Source organism: Rhodoblastus sp., from assembly GCF_052145335.1.
Lineage (GTDB): Bacteria > Pseudomonadota > Alphaproteobacteria > Rhizobiales > Beijerinckiaceae > Rhodoblastus.
Genome location: NZ_JBKQOU010000006.1, coordinates 1 through 8975 on the forward strand (window position 1 = coordinate 1; position 8975 = coordinate 8975).

The following is an 8975-nucleotide window of genomic DNA, read 5'->3' on the forward strand; positions in this document are numbered from 1 at the left end:
CCGAAAAAAAAAAAGCGCCCGCCGGGGGGAGGAACCGGCGGGCGCAAACGCGTACGGGGGAAAGACCGCGCCGTACGTTCAAACTCGATCGAACGAACGGCTCTCGCCGCGCGTCGTTCAACAAGAATATGATCGCATGTGAACCATAACGAAACCCAAAATTCCGCAAAGCAGCATTTTTATTTTTGCATGGCAGCATTCAACTCATTCGGCCGCCAATTTACTTCCGGGCCGGCGCTGCAGAACCTCCTTCAAAAACTGTCCGGTATAGGAAGCGGGCTCGCGTACGATCGCTTCCGGAGGTCCCTGGGCGACGATGGTCCCGCCGCCGTCTCCGCCTTCCGGTCCCATATCGATCACCCAGTCCGCCGTTTTCACCACTTCCAGGTTATGTTCGATCACCACCACGCTGTTGCCCTGATCGACCAGTTCATGCAGCACTTCCAGCAGCTTCTTGACGTCATGGAAATGCAACCCGGTGGTCGGTTCGTCGAGAATATAAAGGGTGCGTCCGGTCGAGCGCCGCGACAATTCCTTGGATAATTTGACCCGCTGCGCCTCGCCGCCTGAGAGCGTGGTCGCTTGCTGGCCCACCTTCACATAGCCCAGGCCAACGCGCGCCAGCGTCTGCATCTTGTCGCGAATCGAGGGCACAGCCTTGAACAGGTCGGCGGCTTCTTCCACCGTCATGTCGAGCACATCGGCTATGCTCCTGTCGCGGTAACGGACTTCCAGCGTTTCGCGGTCGTATCTCTTGCCCTTGCAGACGTCACAGGTGACGTAAACATCGGGCAGGAAGTGCATTTCGATCTTGATGACGCCGTCGCCCTGACAGGCTTCGCAGCGGCCGCCCTTGACGTTGAACGAGAAGCGCCCCGGCCCATAGCCGCGCGCCTTGGCTTCCGGCAGGCCGGCGAACCAGTCGCGAATCGGCGTGAAGGCGCCGACATAGGTCGCGGGGTTAGAGCGCGGCGTGCGGCCGATCGGCGACTGGTCGATGTCGATGACCTTGTCGACATGTTCCAGGCCCTCCAACGAATCGAACGGGGCAGGGTGCTCAAGCGCGCCATTGAGCCGCCGCGCCACCGCCTTGTAGAGAGTGTCGACGACCAGGGTCGATTTGCCGCCCCCCGACACGCCCGTGATGCAGGTAAACAGCCCTAGCGGCAGCTCCGCCGTCACATTGCGGAGATTGTTGCCGCGCGCTCCGGTCAATTTCAATTTACGCGAGGGATCGGGTTTACGCCGCTTTTTTGGCGCCGCCACCGCCAGCCGACCGGTGAGATAGGCGCCGGTCAACGAATTCTCGTTGGCCATGATGTCGGACGGCGTCCCTTGCGCGACGATCTCGCCGCCATGCACGCCGGCGCCCGGGCCGACGTCGACGACATAATCGGCGGTGAGAATGGCGTCCTCGTCGTGCTCGACGACGATCACCGAATTGCCGAGGTCGCGCAGCCTCCGCAGGGTTTCAAGCAGGCGGAAATTATCGCGCTGGTGCAGGCCGATAGACGGTTCGTCGAGCACGTAAAGCACGCCGGTGAGGCCGGAGCCGATCTGCGAGGCGAGCCGGATGCGCTGGCTCTCGCCGCCCGAAAGCGTGCCGGAGCCCCGCGCAAGAGTGAGGTAATCCAGCCCAACGTCGACCAGGAATCTCAGCCTGTCGCCGATTTCGCGCAAAATGCGGTCGGCGATCTCGTTGCGCTTTGGATCGAGGCGCGAAGGGAGGTCGGCGAACCATTTTTGCGCCTCGCGCACCGAGAGTTCGGAAATCTCGCCAATATGGCGATGGTCGATCTTGACCGCCAAAGCCTCAGGCTTGAGGCGGAAACCCTTGCAAGCGGCGCAGGGGCTGGCCGACATGTAGCGCGAAATTTCCTCGCGCGCCCATTCGCTCTCGGTTTCGAGATAGCGCCGCTCCAGATTGCGGATCACCCCCTCGAAGGGCTTTTTAACCTCATAGGAGCGCATTCCGTCGGCATAGGTGAACAGCACCTGCTGCTCGCCCGCGCCATAAAAAATGATCTTCCGCGCATCCGGGGATAGCGCCGACCAGCGGTCTTCCATGCGGAATTTGAAAGCCTTGCCGAGCGCTTCGAGCGTCTGTGCGTAATAGGGGGAGGGCGATTTGGCCCAGGGCGCGATGGCGCCCTTGCGCAGGGTCATTTCGGGATTGGGGACGATCAATTCGGGATCGACCTTCTGCTCGAAGCCGATGCCGCCGCATTTCGGACAGGCGCCGTGGGGGCTGTTGAAGGAAAACAGCCGAGGCTCGATTTCGGAAATCGAAAAGCCCGACACCGGGCAGGAGAATTTCGACGAGAAGACAATTCGTTCCGGTTCTTTGCCGTCCGCGCTCTCGGCGAATTCGACAATCGCCACGCCATCGGCGAGATCGAGCGCGGTCTCGAAACTTTCCGCCAGCCGCGAGGAAATGTCTGCGCGCACGACAATGCGGTCGACCACCACGTCGATGTCGTGCTTCAGTTTCTTGTCGAGAGTTGGCGTGTCCGCGATATCATGGAACTGCCCGTCGATCTTCAGGCGCTGATAGCCGCGTTTGAGAAATTCGGCGATTTCCTTGCGATATTCGCCTTTGCGGCCGCGCACCACGGGGGCCAGCAGAAACAGGCGCGTGCGCTCGGGCAAAGCCAGGACGCGATCGACCATCTGGCTCACCGTCTGGCTCTCGATCGGCAGACCGGTGGCGGGCGAATAGGGAATGCCGACCCGCGCCCACAAAAGGCGCATGTAATCGTTGATTTCCGTCACCGTGCCGACGGTCGAGCGCGGATTTTTCGACGTGGTCTTCTGTTCGATGGAGATGGCTGGCGACAATCCCTCGATATGATCGACGTCGGGCTTCTGCATCATTTCGAGGAATTGCCGCGCATAGGCGGAAAGGCTCTCGACATAGCGCCGCTGGCCCTCGGCATAGATGGTGTCGAAGGCGAGAGAGGATTTGCCTGAACCGGACAGGCCGGTGAACACCACCAGCTTGTCGCGCGGAATGGTGAGATCGACGTTCTTGAGATTATGCTCGCGCGCGCCGCGCAGGGAAATCACCCGGCCTTCGCCGATTCGATAGGCCGCCTGTTCGACGCTCTCGGCCGAATTTTCCGGGGAGGGGGCTTTCTTGGGCTTTTTTGCCAAGGGCTTGGTCGTCAGGGGTTTGGTGGCGGGCTTTTTGGCTTTGGTTGAATCCATCATCACATTCCAAAAAGCGCGGTCGTCGCAGCGAGATCGAAGTCTGCCTGTATTTAGCGCCGATTTTTATAAATTCCAGCGTCCCAAGCTTGCATGATTCGCGCCATGAGGCTAGAACATAAATAGAACACGATCAGGTTTGGCGGTTTTTGCCGCGCCGCTGTGGATAAGGGCGGAAAGAGGGCGCAGGCTTTCGGGCAGGCGTATAGGATAGCCCGGCTTTTGCGCGGGTTAGGAGAGAGAGTTCCATGGCGGGCAGCGTCAATAAAGTCATTCTGATCGGCAATCTTGGCCGCGATCCCGAAGTGCGGCGGATGAATTCCGGCGACAGCGTGGTGTCCTTCTCGCTGGCGACGACCGAGAGCTGGCGCGACAAGGCCACCGGAGAGCGCAAGGACCGCACCGAATGGCATAATATCGTGATCTTCAACGAGGCCTTGGGCAAGATCGCCGAGCAATATTGCAAGAAAGGCGCGAAAGTCTATCTCGAAGGCCAGTTGCAGACGCGCGAATATACCGACAAGGAAGGCCACCAGCGCAAGACCACGGAAGTGGTGCTGCAAAGGTTTCGCGGCGAACTGACCCTGCTCGACAGCCGCGGCGGACGCGGCGACGACGCGGGTTATGGCGGCGCTTCGGGCGGCGCATCCGGAGGTTCTTCGGGCAGCTCGTTCGGCCGGCAATCGCCGATGGAGCGCGGTCCTGCCGAGCGGGGAGGAGGCATGGGCGGCGGCGGTCGCGCTTCGGACACGCTCGACGACGATATTCCGTTCTAGGGTTGAGCCGAAGGAACCGTCAGCTAATACGCTTTTCAAAGGCTCGTGGCAGGCAGGGGCGGACCTCGATCGAACGCTGGCCAAACAGCGTGACCGGAATTAAGGTGGCTGTGGCCAAGCTCGCGGTCGCAAGGCTTCTGTGATTCGACCGCATACTTGGCCAAAGCAACCTCAAACGCTCTCACCTCGCGGGCGACCAAATCCTTCAGCTTGTGGCATTGGTCGTTTTCCGGTCCAGCCAAATTTGACGCGTTGTCTCACCCTCCTGCCTGACCAAAAATAATGGAGATTGCCATGAACAAGATTTTGCGCTCGGCTCTGCTGACGGCTTCGCTCGCCCTCGCCGGCGTCGCGACGACCTCCGCCGCCATGGCCGATACGGCCCGCCTCAATTTCACCATCTACAAGGCCGGATTCATTGTCGGCGTCTCCGGCGGCAAGGGCACGGTGACTTTCCACGGCAAGACTTATCCGATCAAGATCGGCGGCGTCAGCCTCGGCGCCACCATCGGCGCGTCCAAGGCGCAAATGGTCGGAACCGCCTTTAACGTCCATAACGTCTCGGACGTCGCCGGAACCTATACGGCGGTCGGCGCTGGGCTGTCCGTCGCGGGCGGCAAAAATGTGGCGCAGCTCAAGAACGTCAATGACGTGGTCCTCAAGGTCAAGGGCAGGCAGATTGGCTTCCAGTTTTCGGTAGACCTGAGCGGCATGGAAGTGCAGGTCGGGCATTGATCCGTCCGCCCTTCGCGGGCGGGTCGGGGGACACGGTTTGCTGAAGATCAAGTGGGCGGCTTTGCTACCTTCGGGTTACGCAATGCCGCTCATTGTTTTTTGCTCCCTTGCCCTGCGAACTAGAGCGGTCGGCGGCGCGGATTCGGCCTTTGGCGCATTTGATGATGATTTTATGTCAGCTTCTTTCACGGCGCGCCGGAAATACGGCGCAACATGTTGACATAGCAGTATAAATTCAAAAAGCCGCAGGGGGCTCCAAACTGGCTTTCCCCACAAGAATCGCCTAAGAAAGACGGACCTTTTTTCGTTCAGCGCAAGGGTCTGTTTTGACCGATCAAAACGCAGCACCGCCGGTCCCGCCTTCATCCGACATTCGCCCCGTCTCCATCACCGACGAGATGAAGAGCTCCTATCTCGCTTACGCCATGAGCGTGATCGTGAGCCGCGCTCTGCCGGACGTGCGCGATGGCTTGAAACCGGTGCACCGGCGCATCCTGTTTTCGGCGCAGGAAAACAATTTCCTCCCCGACCGCTCTTACGTGAAATCGGCGCGCATCGTCGGCGAGGTGATGGGCAAATACCATCCCCATGGCGACGCCGCGATCTATGACGCCCTGGTGCGCATGGCGCAGCCCTTTTCGATGAGCCTCCCGCTGATCGACGGGCAGGGCAATTTCGGCTCGGTGGACGGCGACCGCGCCGCCGCCATGCGTTACACCGAATCGCGCCTGGCGCGGCCGTCGCTGGCGCTGATCGAGGACATCGATTCCGACACCGTCGATTTCCATCCCAATTATGACGGCAAGGAACTAGAGCCGGCGGTGCTGCCGGCGCGTTTCCCCAATCTGCTGGTCAATGGCGCCGGCGGCATCGCCGTCGGCATGGCGACCAATATTCCACCGCATAATCTCGGCGAGATCATCGACGCCTGCGTCGCCTTGATCGACCGTCCGGACATGACGCTGTCCGAACTGATGGAAATCGTGCCGGGGCCGGATTTCCCTACCGGCGGCAACATATTAGGCCGCGCCGGCATAAGGCAGGCCTACGAGACCAGCCGCGGCTCGGTGCTCATGCGCGCCACCTCGAGCATCGAGGCGATCCGCAAGGACCGCGAAGCGATCATCTTCACCGAAATTCCCTATCAGGTGAACAAGGCGACGCTGATCGAAAAAATCGCCGAACTAGTGCGCGACAAGAAGATCGAGGGCATTTCCGACCTGCGCGACGAATCCGATCGCGAGGGCATGCGCATCGTCGTCGAGATCAAGCGCGACGCAGTCGCCGATGTCGTGCTGAACCAGCTCTACCGCTTCACCGCCCTGCAAAGCTCGTTCGGCGTCAACATGATCGCGCTGAACGGCGGCCGGCCGGAAAGCCTGACCATCATGGATTGCCTGAAGGCGTTCATCGACTTCCGCGAGGAAGTGGTCAGCCGCCGCACCAAGTTCCTGCTGAACAAGGCGCGCGACGGCGCCCATATTCAGGTCGGCTTGGCGATCGCCGTGGCCAATATCGACGAAGTGATCCGGCTGATCCGCACTTCCGCCGACGCCGCCTCCGCCCGCGAGGCCTTGATGGAGCGGCTGTGGCCGGCGCGCGACATGGCCCCTCTGGTCGCCTTGATCGCCGACCCGCGCCACGGCATCGACGCGGATGGCAATTGCCGTCTGTCCGAGGCGCAGGCCCGCGCCATTCTCGAATTGCGCCTGCAGAGGCTGACCGCGCTCGGACGCGACGAAATCGCCGAGGCGCTCAACCGTCTGGCGGTGGAAATCGCCGAATATCTCGAAATTTTACGCTCGCGCGAACGATTGTTCGGCATCGTCAAGGACGAAATGCTGGCGGTGAAGACGGCGCACGCCGTTCCGCGCCGCACCCAGATCCTCGACGTCGAAGGCGACATGATGGATGAGGATCTCATCCAGCGCGAGGAAATGGTCGTCACGGTCTCGCACGCCGGCTATATCAAGCGGGTGCCGCTCTCCACCTATCGCGCGCAGAAACGCGGGGGCAAGGGCCGCGCCGGCATGCAGACGCGCGAGGAGGATTTCGTCCAGAGGCTGTTCGTCGCCTCGACCCATGCGCCGGTGCTGTTCTTCTCCTCGCTCGGCCAGGTCTACAAGGAAAAGGTCTGGCGACTGCCGCTCGCCGCCCCGCAGGCGCGCGGAAAAGCCCTGGTCAATATGCTGCCGCTGGAGCAGGGCGAACGCATCACCTCGATCATGGCGCTGCCCGAGGATGAGGCGCTGTGGGAGGGCCTCGACGTGATGTTCGCGACGACGCGCGGCACGGTCCGCCGCAACAAACTGTCGGACTTCACGCAGGTCAATCGCGCCGGCAAGATCGCCATGAAGCTCGATCCCGGCGAGGGCATCGTCGATGTTCAGATCTGCACCGAATCCGACGACGTGCTGCTGACCACCGCCAAGGGCCAGTGCATCCGCTTCGCGGTGACGGACGTCCGGGTGTTCAAGGGCCGCGATTCCATGGGCGTGCGCGGCGTCACCCTTGCGGATGGCGATGTGGTGATCGCCATGTCGATCCTGTTTCACATCGACGCCAGCGGCCCGGAACGCGCTGCCTTCGTCAAGATGCGCCGGGCGCAGGTCGGGGAGCCGGTGGAGCCGGAGGTTTCCGACGCGGAGGAGGGCGCGGAAGAGGCGGCGCTGTCGCCGGAACGCTTCGAGGAGCTTTCTGCGCGGGAACAGCAGATCCTGACCATTTCGGTCAATGGCTATGGCAAGCGCTCATCCTCCTACGAATATCGCGTCACCGGGCGTGGCGGCAAAGGCATTGTCGCCATGGCGGTCAACGCCCGCAACGGCGATCTCGTCGCCTCCATGCCGGTCGAGCCGACCGACCAGATCATGCTCGTCACCGATGGCGGGCAACTGATCCGCTGTCCGGTCGCGGGCATACGCGTCATCGGGCGCGGATCGCAGGGCGTGATCGTGTTCAATACCGCCGAGACGGAAAAAGTGGTTTCGGTCGAGCGGGTTGGCGAGGTCGAAAACGGCGAAGTCGAGAACGGCGAGGTCGAGGCTGAGACGGAAGAGTAAGGTTCGCCAAATTGCCCGAAAAGCCGCAGCATTTCGATCCTCTTGACCCAGCCTCGAAGGAGCGCCGCGCCGCTGCGCGTAAAAGGCTGGACGCCATCGATCCGGCCAAACAGCCGGGCGGCGCGCTGGACGATCCCTATCGGCGCGACTGGTTCGAGGCGGTTTATGCGCTTGCCGAAGGCGATCCGGCCAATGTGCCCTGGGGCAATATGGTCGCCCACCCGCTGCTGCGCGACTGGCTGGCGCGAAATCCCCGCCTCGACGGTTTGCGGGCCCTGGATATCGGCTGCGGCCTCGGCGACAATGCCGCGGCTCTGGTCGGGCAGGGGGCGGAAGTCACGGGTTTCGATCTGGTTTTACGCGCGGTGGAATGGGCGAGAGAGCGTTTTCCCGACAGCGGCATAGAGTTTTGCGCGGCAGACCTGTTCGATCCGCCCGAAAGTTGGTTCGAGGCGTTCGATTTCGTCCACGAAACCTATACTTTGCAAGCCCTGCCGGCGGAAATTCTCGATTCCGCGCAAAAAGCCATTGCGAGCTTCGTCAAGCCCGGGGGCCGCCTTCTGCTGATCGCCCGAGCCCGCGACGAGGCTCAGGAGTTCGACGGGCCGCCGTGGCCGCTGACGCGGAAAAATATCGAGGCTTTCGCCGCCTATGGCCTGGATATAGAAAAACTGGAGGATGTGCCGCGCACGGTGACGCCCAATCGCCATTGGCGGGCCTTGTTGCGGAAAAGCGCCGCGTAAGGCGCTTCAGCCGACGCTTTCCAGCGTCTTGGCCTCATCCCATAAAGCGTCCATTTCCTGCAACGTAGCTGCGCCGAGAACCTTGCCTTGCGCGGCCAGACGCTCCTCGATATGGCGGAAGCGGCGTTCAAATTTGGCGTTGGTCTGGCGCAGGGCGCTTTCGGCGTCAGTCTTGGCGTGGCGGGCCAGATTGGCGACGGCGAACAGCACGTCGCCGATTTCACTCGCCACATGCGCCTTGTCGCCGCGGTCGAGAGCCTCCTCGACCTCATCGCATTCCTCGCGAATTTTCGCCAGGACGAGCCGGGCGTCGTTCCAGTCGAAACCGACTTTCGAGGCCTTTTCCTGCAGCTTTATCGCGCGCGTAAGGGCGGGCAGGGCGACCGGAATATCGGCGAGGAGGCCCTGCCGGGCCTGCTCGGGCAGGCCGGCGGCGCGGCGCGCTGCCGCTT

General features: G+C 61.9%; 7 protein-coding genes. 5 read left to right on the plus strand and 2 right to left on the minus strand.

What is annotated here, in order from left to right; translation table 11 throughout:
• Positions 1-204: 204 nt before the first annotated feature.
• Positions 205-3207: an excinuclease ABC subunit UvrA gene (uvrA, locus tag ACLP2E_RS00420; RefSeq protein ID WP_442464827.1), complete on the minus strand. Its 3003-nt coding sequence runs from the start codon at positions 3205-3207 to the stop codon at positions 205-207.
• A 248-nt stretch (positions 3208-3455) separates the two neighbouring features.
• Here uvrA and ssb point away from each other — a divergent pair, with 248 nt between their 5' ends.
• The 5 genes from ssb to ACLP2E_RS00445 all read left to right on the plus strand — a co-directional run bounded on the left by ssb (position 3456) and on the right by ACLP2E_RS00445 (position 8523).
• Positions 3456-3983, plus strand: coding sequence for a single-stranded DNA-binding protein (ssb, locus tag ACLP2E_RS00425; RefSeq protein ID WP_442464828.1), 528 nt, complete (start codon positions 3456-3458; stop codon positions 3981-3983).
• 294 nt (positions 3984-4277) lie between these two features.
• Positions 4278-4718, plus strand: coding sequence for a hypothetical protein (locus tag ACLP2E_RS00430; protein WP_442464171.1), 441 nt, complete (start codon positions 4278-4280; stop codon positions 4716-4718).
• A 37-nt stretch (positions 4719-4755) separates the two neighbouring features.
• Positions 4756-4938, plus strand: a complete 183-nt coding sequence (locus ACLP2E_RS00435) for a hypothetical protein (RefSeq protein WP_442464829.1) — start codon at positions 4756-4758, stop codon at positions 4936-4938.
• A gap of 106 nt (positions 4939-5044) precedes the next feature.
• Positions 5045-7780, plus strand: a complete 2736-nt coding sequence (gene gyrA, locus ACLP2E_RS00440; protein WP_442464170.1) for a DNA gyrase subunit A — start codon at positions 5045-5047, stop codon at positions 7778-7780.
• 11 nt (positions 7781-7791) lie between these two features.
• Entirely contained in the window at positions 7792-8523 is a 732-nt protein-coding gene (locus ACLP2E_RS00445; protein WP_442464830.1) for a class I SAM-dependent methyltransferase, read from the plus strand.
• Positions 8524-8529: 6 nt separating this feature from the next.
• On the opposite strand, the gene ACLP2E_RS00450 is transcribed toward ACLP2E_RS00445, so the two are convergent.
• Positions 8530-8975: MazG nucleotide pyrophosphohydrolase domain-containing protein (locus tag ACLP2E_RS00450; RefSeq protein WP_442464831.1), on the minus strand; the 446-nt coding region annotated here is incomplete at its 5' end.

Coding starts and splice junctions, on each gene's coding strand:
- uvrA (WP_442464827.1), bottom strand. CDS start 3,207: ATGGATTCAACCAAAGCCAAAAAGCCCGCCACCAAACCCCTGACGACC.
- ssb (WP_442464828.1), top strand. CDS start 3,456: ATGGCGGGCAGCGTCAATAAAGTCATTCTGATCGGCAATCTTGGCCGC.
- ACLP2E_RS00430 (WP_442464171.1), top strand. CDS start 4,278: ATGAACAAGATTTTGCGCTCGGCTCTGCTGACGGCTTCGCTCGCCCTC.